Raw genomic sequence first — 15293 nt, forward strand, 5'->3', positions numbered from 1 at the left:
ACTAATGCAGGATGCGGCGTATAAGCAGACCGTCAGGCAGCATGCGATAATAAATGACATGCGAACCGGTGACGAACCTGCGCGTGTCAGGTGCAATGTGGCCATAATAAGTGCCAAGATTTGGGTTGCTTGCAATGTGTGCAAAAGCTTTAAGCAGATCATCACGATAGCTGCGAGCGCGTTGAATGCCAAAGACCTGAAGGCTGTAATCGGCAATAGCGGCGAGATCAGCTTCAGCTTTTCGGCTTAACCTGTAATCAGCCACTAGAGAGATGTCTTGCTTCGGCTTTGGCCCAGATGTCTTCCACTGTCGCCTCGCTGACACCGCTGGTATCGGCTTCGTCAAGCATATTACGTAGTTTAGCCTCAGCCGCCTTGTGCAATTGATCCTGATGGACCAGCGCATTGACATAGGTCTCGGCATCGTCCGTCTGCCCGGTTATCCACGACCGGGATTGCTCATCCAGCGATATCGACATCTTGCCCATGGCGGAACCTCTTTGTTGACGTCATTATTGCCATAAAAGCCGCGGCTGTGAAAGGCTGAAAAGGATCAGTGACAGGCCCGCAAGGATGGTCTAAACCCTGTTCCCTTCCCATTTCTTTCTCTGTGAAACGACCCCTGCATGACCCTTCACACCAAGCGCCCGACGCCTTTCGATCTCGGTCCCGTCCATTTTGTTGGCATTGGCGGCATCGGCATGAGCGGCATCGCCGAAATCATGATCAAGATCGGCTACAAGGTGCAGGGTTCCGACGCCAAGGCCTCGGCCAATACCGAGCGTCTCGAAAAGCTGGGTGCGCAGATTTTCATCGGTCATGAAGCCTCGCACGTCTCGGAAGGCGTTTGTGCCCTCGTCTATTCCACCGCCGTGAAGCAGGACAATCCGGAAATGGTCGAGGCGCGCCGCCGCCGTATCCCGCTGGTGCGACGCGCCGAAATGCTGGCCGAACTGATGCGCCTCCAATTCTCCATTGCGGTCGGTGGCACCCACGGCAAGACGACGACCACCTCCATGGTGGCCTGTCTGCTCGATGCCGGTGGCAAGGACCCGACCGTGGTCAATGGCGGCATCATCAATGCCTACGGCACCAATGCCAAGGTGGGGGATGGTGACTGGATCGTGGTCGAGGCCGATGAATCCGACGGCTCCTTCCTGCGTCTGAAATCGACCCTGGCCATCGTCACCAATATCGACGCCGAACACCTCGATCACTGGGGCGATTTCGAAGCCGTCAAAAAAGGCTTTGTCGATTTCGTCGAAAATATTCCCTTCTATGGGTTCGCCGCCGTCTGCATCGACCATCCGGAAGTGCAGGCCCTGGCCGCCAAGATCGACAACCGCCGCCTGATACCCTATGGCACGAGCCCGCAGGCCGAGGTGCGCTGCGCCAATATCGAATTTGGCCCCGAAGGCGCGGTTTTCGATGTCGTCTTCTCGCCGCCCTCTAGTCAATTGGGGGGCATTGAGCCCTTCACCTGGGAGAAGCTCAAGCTGCCGATGACCGGCAACCACAACGTCTCCAATGCCACCGCCGCCATCGCCATCGCCCGTGAACTGGGCATTGGTGAGGACGATATCCGCCGTGGCCTGGGGGCTTTCGGAGGCGTCAAGCGCCGCTTCACCACCACCGGCGTGGTGGATGGTATCCGCGTGATCGATGACTATGGCCACCACCCTGTCGAGATCGCCGCCGTTTTGAAAGCTGCGCGTCAGGTCAGTTCCGGCCGCGTCATCGCCGTGGTCCAGCCGCACCGCTATACCCGCCTGCGCGATCTGATGAACGAGTTCTCGTCGTGCTTCCATGACGCCGACACGGTGATCGTGGCCGACGTCTACTCCGCCGGCGAACTGCCGATCGAGGGCGTCGACAAGACCCATCTGGTCGAAGGTTTGCACCGCTTCGGTCACCGCAACGCCATAGCGCTCGATGGCCCGTCGCAACTGGCCGGTCTGGTGGCGGCTGAGGCCAAGCCTGGCGATATCGTCGTCCTGCTCGGTGCCGGCGATATCACGCAGTGGGCCTATGCCCTGCCATCGCAGCTTGAAGCGTTAAAGAGCTAAACCCCGACTCATCTTGAAAATAAATTTGTGCAGTGCAATAAGTTTTGTCGATGCATAAGCGCAGTCTTCAAGCTGAAATTCGTGAGTGAGTCCAACCACTACAAGGCCTTCGATGGTTTGAGAGGCTTTGCGGCGATTTCAGTTGTTCTTTTTCACATAGGTCACTGGCTTGGCGTGCCCTGGTTGGCCACCAATAGCGGTCTGGCGGTCGATCTGTTTTTCTGCCTGAGCGGCTATGTTATGGTGCTGGCCTATGGCGCGTGCCTGAAGGAGAGCATGACACTGGCGAAATTTGCCCGCGTTCGCCTTGTGCGCCTGATGCCGATGATCCTGCTTGGACTGCTTATCAGCATACTTTACAGCGTCATAAGCATCTTCGCGAAGCATGAGCCCGTAGATCAGCTAGCGCTGGCCCTGGCTTTTCTGCTGGCCATGGTCAATCTGCCTTATCTCCATGCTCCGACGAGCATCGGCGGCCCCCAAGTCTTTCCGCTCAACGGGCCACAATATTCGCTCTTCCTTGAACTGGCAGCGAATTTTGTCTGGGCTTTGCTGCGCCGGATCGATGGGCTTGTCTTGTCGCTGAGCCTGACGGTGGTGTCCTTTGCGTTAATGCTGCTTTTCCCAGGGGGCGGTGATGAAACGGCCACCTTCTGGCAAGGCATACCGCGCGTCTGCACGTCCTTCTGTCTGGGTGTTGCGCTGTTCTTTGCCGATGCACGTTTTCTTCAGGGACGGGCGGCAGGTTCGCGTCTCTGGCACTGGCTGTTCTGGATCAGCGTGGTGGCCATGGTGGTCATCTTTTACACACCTGTACCGCTTCATGCGCTGAGCCAATGGCTGTAGGTCCCGCTTGTTTCGCCCTTGCTCGTGCTCTGCGGCGCCAAGGTCCGTTTGCAGGCCGCCATAAGCCCGGCTGCCGTGCTGGCGGGCACCTTGTCCTACCCTGTCTATGCGATGCACTATCCTCTGTTTCGCTGGGTCAACGGCGTCTACCAGACCGTTACACATCAGCGCAACGCCCTGATTGAAGGGGCGATCATCTTTGTTGTGGTTATTGTCGCCAGCTATCTGGCGCTTAAATTTATCGATGAGCCTGTCAGGAAATTTCTGTCGCAACGCTTCCTGTCGAGTTCGCGCTTGACTTTTAGGGCCGGATCACCCTTCTGACATTTGCCGCCTGGAGCGTGCAGATGATGACGGAACCGCTATGACGCAACAGTCCCACGCCTGGATCGCCGACCTGCCGCCGGTGCGCGGCAAGATGATGTATCGCGCTGATCTGGCGCCCTTCACCTGGTTTCGCGTCGGCGGACCGGCCGACGTGGTTTTCCTGCCGGAAGACGCCGCCGACCTGTGCGAATTCCTGAAAAACCTGGATCCCGGCATTCCGGCCCTGACCATCGGCGTTGGCTCGAACCTGCTGGTACGCGATGGCGGCATCGATGGCGTGGTGATTCGCCTCGGCCGTAATTTCGCCGATGTGACGCCGCGCGGCGAGGGGCGTATCGAAGCCGGTGCGGCGGCGCTGGATGCCCATGTCGCCAAGGTGGCGGCGCAAAACGGCATTGCCGGTCTGGAATTCTATCGTGGCGTGCCGGGCACGATCGGCGGGGCGCTCACCATGAACGCCGGCTGCTACGGCTCGGAAACCAAGGACATTCTGATCGAGGCCTATGCCATCACGCGCTCTGGCGAGCGCATCACGATCTCCAATGCCGAGATGGGTTTCCGCTACCGCCATTCGGAACCCGAAGGCGTCATCTATACCGGCGCGCTGTTCCAAGGCACGCCTGATGATGCGTCGGCGGTCACCGAGCGGATGGAAGCCATCACCGCCCGCCGTGAGCAGACCCAGCCGATCCGTGAAAAGACCGGCGGTTCGACCTTCAAGAATCCGGAGGGCAAGAGCGCCTGGCAGTGCGTTGATGAGGCCGGCTGGCGTGGCAAGCTGTTCGGCGCCGCCAAGTTCTCCGAACTGCATTCCAACTTTATGATCAATACCGGCGACGCCACGGCGGCCGAACTGGAAGGTCTGGGCGAGGCCGTCCGCGCCGATGTCATGACGAAGCTGGGCATCGACCTGCACTGGGAAATCAAACGGTTGGGCAAGGCGTAGGCACTCCTTGATCCTCCCCTTCGCAGCGGGGGAGGTGGCAGCGCCCAGTTCTTGCGGGCAAAGCCCGCAGGGTTGGTGTCGCTGACGGAGGTGGCGGACATAGGCGGGAGGTTAAGCTATGACGGAAGGTAAATGCGCGATCTGGGGAACGCTTTCAGCAAGCCCCCTCCGTCGCGGACTGTGTCCTTACGGACTTCGCCGCTCCACCTCCCCCGCTTCGCAAGGGAGGATATAGTAAGCCATGACCTTACTCGACCTCCATGCCGCCAAAGGCCCGCTGATCATGGGCATCGTCAACGTTACGCCGGACAGCTTTTCGGACGGCGGGCGCTTTATCGGCTTTGAACACGCGCTCAGCCACGCGCGGCAACTGATCACCGAAGGCGCCGATGTGCTCGATATCGGCGGCGAATTGACCCGTCCCGGTGCCCATCCGGTGACGCTGGAGGAAGAGATCAGCCGCGTCGTGCCGCTGATCGCCGTGCTCTCCGGCCTCAGCGATACCCCCATTAGTATCGATACACTCAAACCCGAAGTGGCCGAGGAAGCCGTCAAGGCCGGCGCCAGCATCTGGAATGATGTCAGCGCGCTCAGCTATACGCCGCATAGTCTGGAGGCTGCTGCGCGCAGCGGCCGCGAGGTCATCCTGATGCACATGCAGGGCGAGCCACGCACCATGCAGGCCAGTCCTTATTACGAGGACGTGGTGGCCGAGGTCGAATCCTATCTGCTCGAACGTGCCGAAGTCGCCATTCGCGCCGGCGTCGCGCGCGGCCATATCTGGCTTGATCCCGGCATCGGCTTTGGCAAGACGCTCGATCATAATCTGGCGCTGATCAGAGCTACGGATCGCCTGGCCTCGCATGGCTTCCCGCTGCTGATGGCGGCCTCCCGCAAGCGCTTTATCGCAGCCCTCGAAGAACGCGAGGGCGCCGAGCCCGCCGATCCTGAGCTGCGCGTCGGCGGCACGCTGGCGGTGCATTTGCATTCTATCGCAAAAGGCGCAAAAATGGTGCGAGTCCATGACGTTCTGGCCATGAAGCAGGCCTTGCGTCTCTGGACTGCCCTGGAACCTTCATGAGCTACCGAACGCGCGCCGCTGTCTATTTTATCCTGCTGCCGGTCTGTCTGATCGGCGCCCTGAGCGGCTCCGCGCGCCTGTTCTGGTCGTTCGCCTTTTTCTTTGTGGCGGTGTCGCAGTTCTTCTTCCTGTGCCCGCGTTGCGGCAAACATGTCGATACCAAGGGCGCCGACAAGGGCCATCTTTTCTATGGCGTCTTCGAGAAGCATGAGCTGGACTGCCCGCGCTGCGGACGGACACGCGAAAATGTCTGGCCGCTGCAATATCTGACCCGACGCGAGCCGTGGGACGGCGTGCGTCACGACGAGCCCTGACTTATACCAACATGCGTGGTGTAGAACCGCTTCATTGGTATTCGCTTTTTTCAGCTCAAACGCCGCATTGCTCGCCGCTTAGGCGGCGGGCAGTCGCCCTTGCCAAACGTCATGACGCTTGGTATTAGCGGGTCAAGGCCACCAGCGCCTCATCGGCCGCCGCCACAAGCCCTTCCAGAATACCCGGATCACTCGAAGAGTGCCCGGCCTTGCGCACCAGGTTGAACTTCGCTTCCGGCCACGCCTTCTTCAACTCCCAGGCGGTCGTCATCGGCGTCACCACGTCGTAGCGGCCCTGCACGATCCAGCCGGGGATGGCGCGGATACGTCCGATATTCTCCAGCACCCAGTTGTCGCTCTCAAAGAAGCCGCCGTTCTTGAAATACCAGCTTTCGATGCGGGCAAAGGCCAGCGCGAACGCCGGATCGGAGAATTTCGATGCTGAGTCGCTTGGCCCATCGATGGAGAGGGTATCGCCTTCCCAACCGCTCCAGGCCAGGGCGCACCGAACCTGCATGGCCTTGTCGGGCCCGTTCAGGCGCTTGACATAGGCGCCGAGCAGGTCGCCGCGTTCCTCCTGCGGGATCGGGGCGATGAACTTGTCCCAGATGTCGGGATAGATATGGCTGGCGCCATCCTGATAGAACCAGTCAAGCTCTGAGGGCCGCACAAGAAAGATGCCGCGCAGGATCAGGCCGGCCACACGATCGGGATGGCTCAGGCTGTAGGCGAGGGCCAGGGTGGAGCCCCACGACCCGCCAAAGACCACCCATTTTTCGATGCCGAGTTTTTCGCGCAGCGCCTCGATATCGGCCACCAGATGCCAGGTGGTGTTGTCTTCGAGCGAGACGTCCTCGGAGGCGTGCGGCGTCGATTTTCCGCAGCCGCGCTGATCCAGCAGTATGATGCGATAGCCGTCAGGATTGAAATAGCAGCGCAGGTTGGGCGAGGTGCCGCCACCGGGGCCACCATGCAGCACCACGACCGGAATACCGGCCGGATTGCCGGATTGCTCATAATAGATCTTGTGTTTGCCGCCGGTGGGCATATGACCGCTGTCATAGGGCTCAATATCGGGATATAGGCCGCGTGCTGGCTTGGAATTTATGGAATCGGTCATCATTTTCAGGTTCAGGGTGGTAGAGTTGTCCAAACTTACTAAGACGTAAAATGCCCGCTGTCACAACCCCTTTCCCGCTCACAACCCTTCGTCGTCAGGCCGTATTCTATGGCCTTCTGTTCGCCGGCACAGGGGCCTCCTTGCCCTTTATGCCGCTATGGTTGAAAGCCCACGGTATGAGCGCCGGCCAGATCGGCGCGATCCTGGCCCTGCCATTGCTGCTGCGCGCCTTTAGCGGCCCGGTCAGCGGTTTATGGGCGGATAACTTCCGGCTTTATCGCACGCCTATCATCGGACTTGCCCTCTGCGGCGGCTGTTTCTATGCGCTGATAAGTCTTGGCGATCTGTTTCCGACGGCGCGTTTCCCGATCTATCTTGGCCTGTTCGCGCTGGCCTTCAGTTGCATGACCAGCATCGCGCCGCTGATCGATTCCATGACCATGCAGCTCTCGATGAAGGAAGAGTTCACCTACGCTATTCCGCGCGCGGTGGGCTCGGCGTCGTTCATTGTCGCCAACATCACAATCGGCTTTCTGCTGCTGGTGGCGCCCAGCGATGCCATTCTGATCTGGATTGTCGTGGCGGCGCTGTTGTGCGGTCTTTGCGCGAGCTTTCTTCTGGGGCAGCATACGCGGCCTGACATCGCGCAAGATACGCAGCGCGAAGGCGGCGTGGCCCGGTTGAAAGTGCTGATGCGCGATGAGGGCTATGTCTGGCTGCTGCTGGCGGTCGGCTGCCTGCAGGCCTCGCACAGCTTCTACTACGCTTTTTCGACGATCATCTGGAAAGAGCGCGGCCTGTCCTCGGACACCTGCGGCTATTTGTGGGCGATCGGCGTGGTGGCGGAGGTGGCTTTCATGGCCTTCGGCGAAGGTTTGCGCCGCCAGGTGGGGCCATGGCGCATGCTGGTGATTGCTGGCGTCTTCTCGGTGCTGCGGTGGAGCATCATGGCGTTTTCGCCGCCGCTATGGCTGCTGTATCCGCTGCAGTGCCTGCACGCCTTTTCGTTCGCGGTCACCTATCTGGCCGGACTGGAACTGGTGCATCGCCTGACGCCAAAGGGCTATCAGAGCCTTGGCCAGACGGTCAATGCCGCCTATGCCAATGGCGTCATGATGGGCGTCGGCACCCTGGCATCGGGCGGCATCTATACGCTGCTGGCTGGGCGCGGCTATGGCGTGATGGCGGTTGCGGCTCTGGTCGGATTGCTTTGCGGGCTAAGGCTTTACAGCCAGCGCGAGCGGCTGATGGCGGCAAGCGTTTAGCCCCAAAGCTCCGGCCTGGCCGGATGCAGGATCGAGCCGGTGATCTCCAAACCATGTTCACGATCTCGGGCTAATAATAAAGGCCCGTCGAGATCGACGAAGTCCGCGCCCTGCGCCACGATCATCGCCGGCGCCATGGAAAGCGACGTCGCCACCATACAGCCCACCATGATGCCCAGTCCGGCCTCTCTCGCCTCGGCCTTGAGCGCCAGGGCTTCGGTCAGGCCGCCAGCCTTGTCGAGCTTGATATTGACGTAGGTATAAAGCCGCGAGCAGCGGTCGAGTTCCATGCGGGTATGCAGGCTTTCGTCGGCGCACAAAGGCACCGGGCTGTCATAGCCGAGGAGTTGCTCGTCCTCGGAAACCTTGAGCGGCTGCTCGATCAGCTTGACATCAAGCTTCTTCATTTCGGGCGCCATGCGTTGCAGATCCTCGAACGACAGGCCTTCATTGCCATCGACGATCAGGCGCGCGTGGGGGGCCTTGTTGCGCACGGCCTCGACACGATCGAGATCGTTCGGGCCGCCGATTTTCAGCTTCAGCACCGGACGGCGGCCATTGACGGAAGCCTGAGCCCCCATGGCTTCGGGCGTATCGAGGCTGAGCGTGTAGGCGGTTTTCAACGGATCAAGCCGTTTCAGGCCCGCCGTCTGCCAGGCCGGGATGCCGGTCAGCTTGGCGTTCAGATCCCACAGGGCGCAATCGACCGCATTGCGCGCCGCACCGGCCGGCAACACATCGTGCAGGTCGGAGAAACCGATGCCGGCTTCGATCTGGTGACGCGCGCGTTCGAGATCGGCCAGGGATTGCTCGATGCTCTCACCATAGCGCGCATAGGGCACGGACTCGCCACGGCCGATGTGGCCCTGGTCTTCCAGCTCTACATAGATCACCCGCGCCTCGGTTTTCGACCCGCGGGCAATGGTGAAGCGCCCGGCAATCGGGAAGGTTTCGTCGCGGATGATAAGGCGCATCAGATCAGGTCACTGATGGCGGCATCGAGCAACAGATAGGCGCGGCCGGAATCGTTCGACAGCACCTCATTCAGCGCCTTGCTGACGTCCTTCGACATCAGTGCCATATTGATCTGCTGGTCGTAGAAGGTGGCGAAATCATTGGCCTGCTGGCGCAATTGCGCATCGGACAGCAGCCGCCGGCTCAGTCTTCGGATGGCGGCGGGCGCCACGCGGCGGACCACCATGCGCGCACCTTCATTGTCCTCGGCGATGATCGCGCCGATGGTTTCCTCTATGCGGGCACGGCTGAGCAGCGAGGCGGCATCAACCCCCATGGCGTTGACCTCGGCGATCATCAGATCATCGAGGCTGTCGAACTCCGGATCGAGCGGCGGCTGAGCACCGGTCGCCGGCGTGGCGGAGGTGGCGGGTGCAGGGGCGGGTTCACGTCCCTCCATGCCGTTCAGCAACTCCCGCCATGACCAGCCGTCTTGAGTGTTGGCGTTGGCGCGCGCCGGCGATGGCTTGGAGACCGGCGGTGGAGCGGGCTTGGCCACGGGTTTCGGAGCCGGTTGGGGCGCGGGCTGGGGGGCTTGTTGGGGACCGGGCGAGGGGCGCGTTTCGGCGCCATTGTTAAGCGGCGAAGTCTGCGGCGTCAGGCGCAGGCGCAGGGGCGGTGCAGCGGGTCTGGCGGGCACGGGTTGCGGCGCCGGCTGAGGTGCCGGGGCTTCGGCGCGTGGTGCAGGTGCTGTCGTGGCCGGTGCCACTGCGACCGGCGGTGGCGGAAGGTCGTTGGCGATCACCCCCATCAGGCGCACGGCCTCGGTCAGCATATCGTAATTGCGCTTCACGCGCTCCTGGAAGGCGGTATCGACCGCCTCGGTTTCCTGCGCGGCTTTTTGCGCGGCGGCCATCATGGCGTTGATGCCGTCTTCCACGCTCTGGCGGATTTCGGCAATGCGCGCCTGGGCAACGCTCGGCAACTGATCGGCGCCACTGGAGAGTTCGATGAGCGCGCTGTTCATTTCCGCCAGGGTCTGGCGCGTGTTGGCGAAGCTGGTGTCGATTTTTTGCGCTGTTTGGTCACCGGCTTCGCTGATCAGATCGGAGGATTCCTCGATCAGGCGGCGCGCAACGGAGAAGCGGGCGTCGAACACTTCGTCGGCCTTCTTGCTGGCCTCGAAGATGGTTTCGTTTAGGCGATCGACACGGCCTTGCGCAGCTTGCGCGGCCTGATCGGCGGCGCGCCTTGCCTCGGTGGCAGCGACATTGAGCTGCTCAAGCGCACGGCGGGTTTCATCGACCAGATCGTCACGCGCATCGGCGGCCATGACCGAGATGTTGGACAAGGTGCCGTGGATGCGTGTCTCGAAGGCGGTGCGTTCGTTCTCGGCGGCGCCATTGACGGCGCGGAAATGCTCCTGCGCCGACACCACGATATCGCGCAGCACATCAATGCCGCGCGCCGAGGTTTCGCCGAGATCGACCGTGGCGAGGCGGGTGATCGACAGGGCTTCGGTCAGTTGCGCGCGCTGGTTTTCGATGTGGACGGCGAAATCGTCCTGATCGGCGCGCAAGGACAGGGCGGCGGAGACAAGACCGGCGCGCTGTTGTGCCAGCCCTTCCTCGACGGTTTGGATCTGATCGACGACGCCGGCGCCGGCGGTTTCAAGCCGCACGGCCTGACGGTCAAGATCTTCACTGGCGGTGCGGGCGGCATCGGAGACATCGGCGGCGGCGGTCACCATGGTGCCCGCGCTGGACGCCAGGCTGGCCTCGGCTTCGCGCAGTTGGGTCTGAGCCAGGTCGGAGGCATCGGCCACCATGCGGGCTTGGCGATCGACGGCTTCGATAATGCCGTTGGCCTGCGTCCCGAGCGAGTCACTGAGCGCACCCAGGGCCTCACGTTCGTATTCGAGCGAGCGCGTCACCGACTGCGTGGCGGCACGGGCGATCTGGGCTGCGTCCTGCAGGCGTTCAGTTTCGAGTTTCAGCTTGGCGCTGAGATCGGAAATATCGGCGTGGGCAAGGCGGACGGCGCGGACGGCGTGATCGACCTGACCGCGCAACGTATCGACCAGATCACCGGTTTGATGCGCGGCAGCGGCGGCGGGCGCCAGCAAAGCGTCGGCCAGTGCGGCGGTACGGCTGGCTTGTCGCGACAGGGCCGCGGCGTTCCGCAGGGCAAAGGCCGAGGCGAAGATCAGACCCGCCGGGAAAAGGGCCAGGAAGGCCAGAACCACGATGCGGAACGGCGCGTAGAGCATGGCGCTGAGATTGCTCTGTGCCCCGAAGGCGAAGGCGGTCAGGCCGCACGCCCACAGGAGGCTGACAAAGAGGGTGAGACTCCAGAACAGCGCGCCGGACATCCCGGTGATCTTCATGATGCCTTCGGGCTTGACCTTGAGTGTGCTGAGATCACGTTTTGTCTCGGCAGGCTTTTCCTCGGGCGCGGTCGTTACGGGCGGTGTGATTTCGGGCGGTGGTATGATCTGGCTCTCAGGTGGCGTTTCATGAACGGGAGGCGCTTCAGGGAAGAACGGACGCAGACGCGGCTTGTAGTGGTAACTCGGCTGCGCTTCCAGCCTTGTCTCAGGCCGGACATCCGGCGCATCCAGAGGCGCATCAAGGATATCGCGTGCGCGCAAGGTTTCCCCGGCGATGCGGGCGGCTATGTCCATGTCTGATGTCGCCGCATCGTCTGACAGGCCATCCGCAGCCTTGAGGCGGGCTTCGGCCGATTTCAGTTTCGGCTCGGTCAGATTGAGCGGGGGGCGGCGTGATTTCATCCAAGTGATCCTGAAGCCGGACGTCTCCGGCTGCGAGCTTCCCATGCGGTGCGGGCGCTTGCGCATCCTCCATCGCGTGTCGGCATTTAAGATTTGAGCGGGTTTCTCCCTGAAGGAGAAAGTTATCGCCAACTTACGCTTTTAGCAAAGCTTTTTGTCGGACGAGGTTAGATTCACGACCTTTGGTCGTCATTCTTTGAGGCCGCGTGATTGTCCGACGGCATCACTGTTTCCTGCTGTGACGGGCTGGCTGACGCCGGGTCGGGGGCGTTCGTCTTTTCACCGCCGCCAAAATGCAGGAAGGCCGCCGAAATGATCAGGGCGATCAGGGCTGTGAGCATGTCAAAAAAAGACGACACAGGATCGAACCTCGGAAGCGGCGAATGAAGGCGGTAACCATGATCCGAACCGCGCCCCGTGGCAATCCACATGCGGGTAATTTATGTGTGCGGTTGCGGATTATTGTAGATTTGCGGCAATTGCACCACGCTGGTCGTGCGGATCGGCACCATAGGCATTATCGCCGACGTCACCGGTGCGGACCGCCAGGAACAGGATCAGGCCCCAGCACAGGGTATTGCTGAGGATGCCTATCATATTCATGATCCACAGAACAAAACCCGGCATGAATCCGCCGACGGCCAGCGAGGCGATCGCCATGGCGACCTGCGGGGCCAACAGCCAGAGCCATGTGGCTGAGCGGCCGGTATCATGCAGCCGCTTGATCAGGGCGCAGGCCAGCGGCCAGGTCAGCACGATCCACAGGGCGCTCAGGATCAGGGGCGCATCTAGCGCCGGCAGGGTGCCGAGGCCAAAGCCGATCACGAGCATGGTCAGCATGACAAGCGCGATGGCGCTGAAAAACTGCGTGCAGCTTATGCGGCCGGTCGGGGAAAAGAGAAAACCGATCATACAAAGCTCCATCCGTAGACCCCAAGCCTAAGCCGCCGCGGGGAGGCTGTAAAGCGTTTGTCGGGGGCTTCTTTTTTCGAAACCACAGGCTTAGGAAGCGGAAAAAGGCGCTTGCTGCGAGCGTATTGCCGTGATTCCATGCCTTAGTGGTTGGTCTGCAGGAGTAAGACATGCGCGGCAGTGATATCCAGACGGCGGGTCTGTTTTCTTATGTGAGCTGCGAAGCACGCGTCCCGACAAACCCTCCGCTGCGGTCCATCTGCGCGATTGTCGACGAGGCGTTGGAAGTTCTGTCCCCCTGATTTCGAGGCGATGTATTCAGCCATCGGCCGCCCATCGATCCCGCCGGAGAAGCTGCTGCGCTCCCTGTTGTTGCAGGCCTTCTACACGATCCGCTCGGAGCGCCAGCTGATGGAGCAGATGGACTACAATTTGCTGTTCCGATGGTTCGTCGGCTTGTCTATGGACGCACCGATCTGGGACGTCACGGTATTCACCAAGAACCGTGATAGGCTCTTGGTTGCCGACATCGCCGCCAAGTTCCTGGCCGCCTTGCTGAGCCAGCCGCGCGTTAAGGCTCTCTTGTCAGACGAGCACTTCTCGGTCGACGGCACCTTGATCGAAGCCTGGGCGAGCATGAAGAGCTTCAAGCCCAAGGACGAGACCGATAGTGGCGACGCTGACGGCAGCGGCTCTGGCGCTGAAGCGAAGCAGCCGCCAAAGGCCACCGCACGCAACTCCGATCGCGATTTCCACGGCGAGAAGCGCAGCAACGCAACTCACGCGTCGACCACCGACCCGGATGCCAGGCTTTATAAGAAGCCCCGTGGCCAGGCGGCCAAGCTTTGCCATATGGGTCACGTGACAATGGAAAATCGCAATGGCCTGGTCGTCGACGCCACGCTGACCCAAGCAAGCGGAACCGCGGAGCGCGAGGCCGCACTGGATATGCTTGGCCGCATGGAGGGGCGTCATCGCATCACATTGGCTGCAGACAAAGCCTACGATACGGCCGACTTCGTTGCCGCCTTGCGGGACATAAAGGTTACGCCACACGTCGCGCAGAACACGACGAACCGACGCTCGGCCATAGACGGTCGGACCACCCATCATTCCGGCTACGCCGTCAGTCAGCGCGTCCGCAAGCGCATCGAAGAAGTGTTCGGTTGGGCCAAGACCAGCGGCGGAATACGCAAGACACGCCATCGCGGAAAGGATCGCGTCGGCTGGATGTTCACCCTCACAGCCACCGCTTATAATCTGGTGAGGCTACCAAAGTTGCTGACGACAGCATAATCGCGCCCGTAATCCGACGAAAGAAGCCGGATTAAGACAAAATCGGCCGAGAAGGCCGCTGAAAAGGCCTTATCACGGCTCATCTTCGAACCGCCTAGCGATGATCGGTGGAAAAATTGGCGCTATTTCCGCAGCCTGTTAACGGTCAGAAATTTCGCAACTCGGTAAAGTAATTTCGTTCGGGCTTTGCCCATAAGGATTGGCCCCCGCCATGCCTGGCCAGAAGGTCAGCAGAAGGCCGGAGATCAGCACCGCTAGATTGCCGAGCGTGGAGAGATTGGAAAGGTTGATCATCAGGTCTTCGTTGGCGGCCAAAGCCGGGCCGCCGAACACGCCGATCAGATTGGGGGCGATACCGGCGAAGAGGACGAGCGCCAGCCAGGCGGTCAGGTCGACATCATGCAAGCGCATCGCCATCAGGCAGAACATGGCGTAGTAAAGCAGCACGGTCAGTACCATGGTCAGCCAGGTGACCGGCTGGTCGATCTTTGACATAAGTTCGTCGCTCACGGCGTCGGGCAGCATGTCGACGCCGAGCAGGATCAGCAGATAGATGATCTGGAACATCCAGAAATTGAGCGCGAATTGCAGCCGGTTGATCCGCCCGGACGGCGAAAAAAGGGCGTTGGCGCCGACAAGATACCTATGTTGGGCCATCACGCCGCATCCCCCGTTTGAGAGCAATGTCATCACAAAAACGGGCGCATGTAAATCCTAGCCGCGATGGCGTTCGCGTAAGGTTTCGAGCACGTTTTCCAGCTTGGTGTCGCGCGCCATCAACAGAACTTCGAGGTGATAAAGCAGGTCGGCGGCTTCGTTGTGCAGTTCGTCGAGATCACCGGCGCGGCCGGCCAGGGCCGTCTCCAGACCTTCCTCGCCAACCTTCTGGGCGATTTTGGCGACGCCCTTCTGCATTAGGCGGGCGGTATAGCTATCGGCGGGCGGCGCCTTGGCGCGATCCTTCACCACATGCGCCAGATGGCCCATGAAGCCGATACCCGGTGCGGTTTCGGTGCCAAAGCAGGAGGTGGTTTTGGTGTGGCAGGTCGGGCCGTTCGGACGAGCATAGACCAGCAGGGCGTCCTCGTCGCAATCGGTCAGGATGTGGTCGAGCTCAAGCGTGTCGCCGGAGGTCTCGCCCTTCTTCCACAGGCGGTTTTTCGAGCGCGACCAGAAGGTGACGAGACCGCCTTGCAGGGTGGCTTTCAGCGCTTCGGCGTTCATATAGCCGAGCATCAGCACCTGGAGCGTGTCGGCGTGCTGCACGACAGCGGGCACCAGTCCGCCTTCCTTGGCGAAATCGATCTGGTCGATATCCTTGATGGTCAGGGCGTTCGGCAGTTTGTGAGCTTCGGGCATGTTCATTCTCTTATAC

16 protein-coding genes and 1 pseudogene are annotated in these 15293 nt (G+C 61.1%); 8 read left to right on the forward strand and 9 right to left on the reverse strand.

All coding sequences use genetic code 11. The features are described 5' to 3' along the window. Position 1 precedes the first annotated feature (1 nt). A complete protein-coding gene (locus tag ABQ278_RS04875) occupies positions 2-265 on the reverse strand; it encodes a type II toxin-antitoxin system RelE/ParE family toxin (RefSeq protein WP_349321474.1) in 264 nt (87 codons plus the stop codon). Next, positions 258-488: a hypothetical protein gene (locus tag ABQ278_RS04880; RefSeq protein WP_349321475.1), complete on the reverse strand. Its 231-nt coding sequence runs from the start codon at positions 486-488 to the stop codon at positions 258-260. Before ABQ278_RS04880 ends, ABQ278_RS04875 begins: the two co-directional genes overlap by 8 nt. Before the next feature lie 138 nt (positions 489-626). On the opposite strand from ABQ278_RS04880, the gene murC reads away from it, so the two are divergent. The 6 genes from murC to ABQ278_RS04910 all read left to right on the forward strand — a co-directional run bounded on the left by murC (position 627) and on the right by ABQ278_RS04910 (position 5580). Further along, entirely contained in the window at positions 627-2066 is a 1440-nt protein-coding gene (murC, locus tag ABQ278_RS04885; RefSeq protein ID WP_349321476.1) for a UDP-N-acetylmuramate--L-alanine ligase, read from the forward strand. Positions 2067-2147: 81 nt separating this feature from the next. Continuing rightward, complete coding sequence (locus ABQ278_RS04890) at positions 2148-2912, forward strand: acyltransferase (RefSeq protein ID WP_349321477.1); 765 nt, start codon at positions 2148-2150, stop codon at positions 2910-2912. A gap of 18 nt (positions 2913-2930) precedes the next feature. After that, positions 2931-3236: a hypothetical protein gene (locus ABQ278_RS04895; protein ID WP_349321478.1), complete on the forward strand. Its 306-nt coding sequence runs from the start codon at positions 2931-2933 to the stop codon at positions 3234-3236. Between the two features lie 40 nt (positions 3237-3276). After that, positions 3277-4185 carry a UDP-N-acetylmuramate dehydrogenase gene (murB, locus tag ABQ278_RS04900; protein ID WP_349321479.1) on the forward strand — a complete coding sequence of 303 codons (909 nt, stop codon included), beginning with the start codon at positions 3277-3279 and terminating at the stop codon, positions 4183-4185. 241 nt (positions 4186-4426) lie between these two features. Further along, positions 4427-5266 (forward strand): dihydropteroate synthase, encoded by an 840-nt coding sequence (gene folP, locus ABQ278_RS04905; protein ID WP_349321480.1) that lies wholly within the window; start codon positions 4427-4429, stop codon positions 5264-5266. Then, positions 5263-5580 carry a hypothetical protein gene (locus tag ABQ278_RS04910; RefSeq protein ID WP_349321481.1) on the forward strand — a complete coding sequence of 106 codons (318 nt, stop codon included), beginning with the start codon at positions 5263-5265 and terminating at the stop codon, positions 5578-5580. Before folP ends, ABQ278_RS04910 begins: the two co-directional genes overlap by 4 nt. 124 nt (positions 5581-5704) lie before the next feature. On the opposite strand, the gene pip is transcribed toward ABQ278_RS04910, so the two are convergent. Next, positions 5705-6700, reverse strand: a complete 996-nt coding sequence (gene pip, locus ABQ278_RS04915) for a prolyl aminopeptidase (RefSeq protein WP_349322104.1) — start codon at positions 6698-6700, stop codon at positions 5705-5707. A 50-nt stretch (positions 6701-6750) separates the two neighbouring features. On the opposite strand from pip, the gene ABQ278_RS04920 reads away from it, so the two are divergent. Further along, positions 6751-7965, forward strand: a complete 1215-nt coding sequence (locus tag ABQ278_RS04920; RefSeq protein ID WP_349321482.1) for an MFS transporter — start codon at positions 6751-6753, stop codon at positions 7963-7965. Here ABQ278_RS04920 and dgcA read toward each other — a convergent pair. The 4 genes from dgcA to ABQ278_RS04940 form a co-directional block, all read right to left on the reverse strand. After that, complete coding sequence (gene dgcA, locus ABQ278_RS04925; protein WP_349321483.1) at positions 7962-8939, reverse strand: N-acetyl-D-Glu racemase DgcA; 978 nt, start codon at positions 8937-8939, stop codon at positions 7962-7964. The two genes, ABQ278_RS04920 and dgcA, sit on opposite strands and share 4 nt — an antisense overlap. Next, the gene (locus ABQ278_RS04930) at positions 8939-11710 is read right to left on the reverse strand and encodes a tipN (RefSeq protein WP_349321484.1); all 2772 of its coding nucleotides are present in this window, start codon (positions 11708-11710) and stop codon (positions 8939-8941) included. The genes dgcA and ABQ278_RS04930 overlap by 1 nt, the downstream gene beginning before the upstream one ends. 173 nt (positions 11711-11883) lie before the next feature. After that, a complete protein-coding gene (locus ABQ278_RS04935; protein WP_349321485.1) occupies positions 11884-12069 on the reverse strand; it encodes a hypothetical protein in 186 nt (61 codons plus the stop codon). A 100-nt stretch (positions 12070-12169) separates the two neighbouring features. Beyond that, a complete protein-coding gene (locus ABQ278_RS04940) occupies positions 12170-12622 on the reverse strand; it encodes a DUF805 domain-containing protein (protein WP_349321486.1) in 453 nt (150 codons plus the stop codon). Positions 12623-12792: 170 nt separating this feature from the next. On the opposite strand from ABQ278_RS04940, the pseudogene ABQ278_RS04945 reads away from it, so the two are divergent. Beyond that, a pseudogene (locus tag ABQ278_RS04945) lies at positions 12793-13918 on the forward strand (IS5 family transposase). 138 nt (positions 13919-14056) lie between these two features. On the opposite strand, the gene ABQ278_RS04950 reads toward ABQ278_RS04945, so the two are convergent. Next, positions 14057-14575 carry a DUF805 domain-containing protein gene (locus ABQ278_RS04950; RefSeq protein ID WP_349321487.1) on the reverse strand — a complete coding sequence of 173 codons (519 nt, stop codon included), beginning with the start codon at positions 14573-14575 and terminating at the stop codon, positions 14057-14059. A 57-nt stretch (positions 14576-14632) separates the two neighbouring features. After that, a complete protein-coding gene (gene hisIE / locus ABQ278_RS04955; RefSeq protein ID WP_349321488.1) occupies positions 14633-15277 on the reverse strand; it encodes a bifunctional phosphoribosyl-AMP cyclohydrolase/phosphoribosyl-ATP diphosphatase HisIE in 645 nt (214 codons plus the stop codon). Between the last annotated feature and the right edge of the window lie 16 nt (positions 15278-15293).

The organism is Asticcacaulis sp. MM231 (assembly GCF_964186625.1).
Taxonomy (GTDB): Bacteria; Pseudomonadota; Alphaproteobacteria; order Caulobacterales; family Caulobacteraceae; genus Asticcacaulis.

What these genes read in the sequence shown, in the direction of transcription:
- ABQ278_RS04880 (WP_349321475.1), bottom strand. Translation starts at nt 488, where the DNA reads ATGGGCAAGATGTCGATATCGCTGGATGAGCAATCCCGGTCGTGGATA.
- murC (WP_349321476.1), top strand. Translation starts at nt 627, where the DNA reads ATGACCCTTCACACCAAGCGCCCGACGCCTTTCGATCTCGGTCCCGTC.
- murB (WP_349321479.1), top strand. Translation starts at nt 3,277, where the DNA reads ATGACGCAACAGTCCCACGCCTGGATCGCCGACCTGCCGCCGGTGCGC.
- folP (WP_349321480.1), top strand. Translation starts at nt 4,427, where the DNA reads ATGACCTTACTCGACCTCCATGCCGCCAAAGGCCCGCTGATCATGGGC.
- ABQ278_RS04910 (WP_349321481.1), top strand. Translation starts at nt 5,263, where the DNA reads ATGAGCTACCGAACGCGCGCCGCTGTCTATTTTATCCTGCTGCCGGTC.
- pip (WP_349322104.1), bottom strand. Translation starts at nt 6,700, where the DNA reads ATGACCGATTCCATAAATTCCAAGCCAGCACGCGGCCTATATCCCGAT.
- ABQ278_RS04920 (WP_349321482.1), top strand. Translation starts at nt 6,751, where the DNA reads ATGCCCGCTGTCACAACCCCTTTCCCGCTCACAACCCTTCGTCGTCAG.
- dgcA (WP_349321483.1), bottom strand. Translation starts at nt 8,939, where the DNA reads ATGCGCCTTATCATCCGCGACGAAACCTTCCCGATTGCCGGGCGCTTC.
- ABQ278_RS04930 (WP_349321484.1), bottom strand. Translation starts at nt 11,710, where the DNA reads ATGAAATCACGCCGCCCCCCGCTCAATCTGACCGAGCCGAAACTGAAA.
- ABQ278_RS04940 (WP_349321486.1), bottom strand. Translation starts at nt 12,622, where the DNA reads ATGATCGGTTTTCTCTTTTCCCCGACCGGCCGCATAAGCTGCACGCAG.
- ABQ278_RS04950 (WP_349321487.1), bottom strand. Translation starts at nt 14,575, where the DNA reads ATGGCCCAACATAGGTATCTTGTCGGCGCCAACGCCCTTTTTTCGCCG.
- hisIE (WP_349321488.1), bottom strand. Translation starts at nt 15,277, where the DNA reads ATGCCCGAAGCTCACAAACTGCCGAACGCCCTGACCATCAAGGATATC.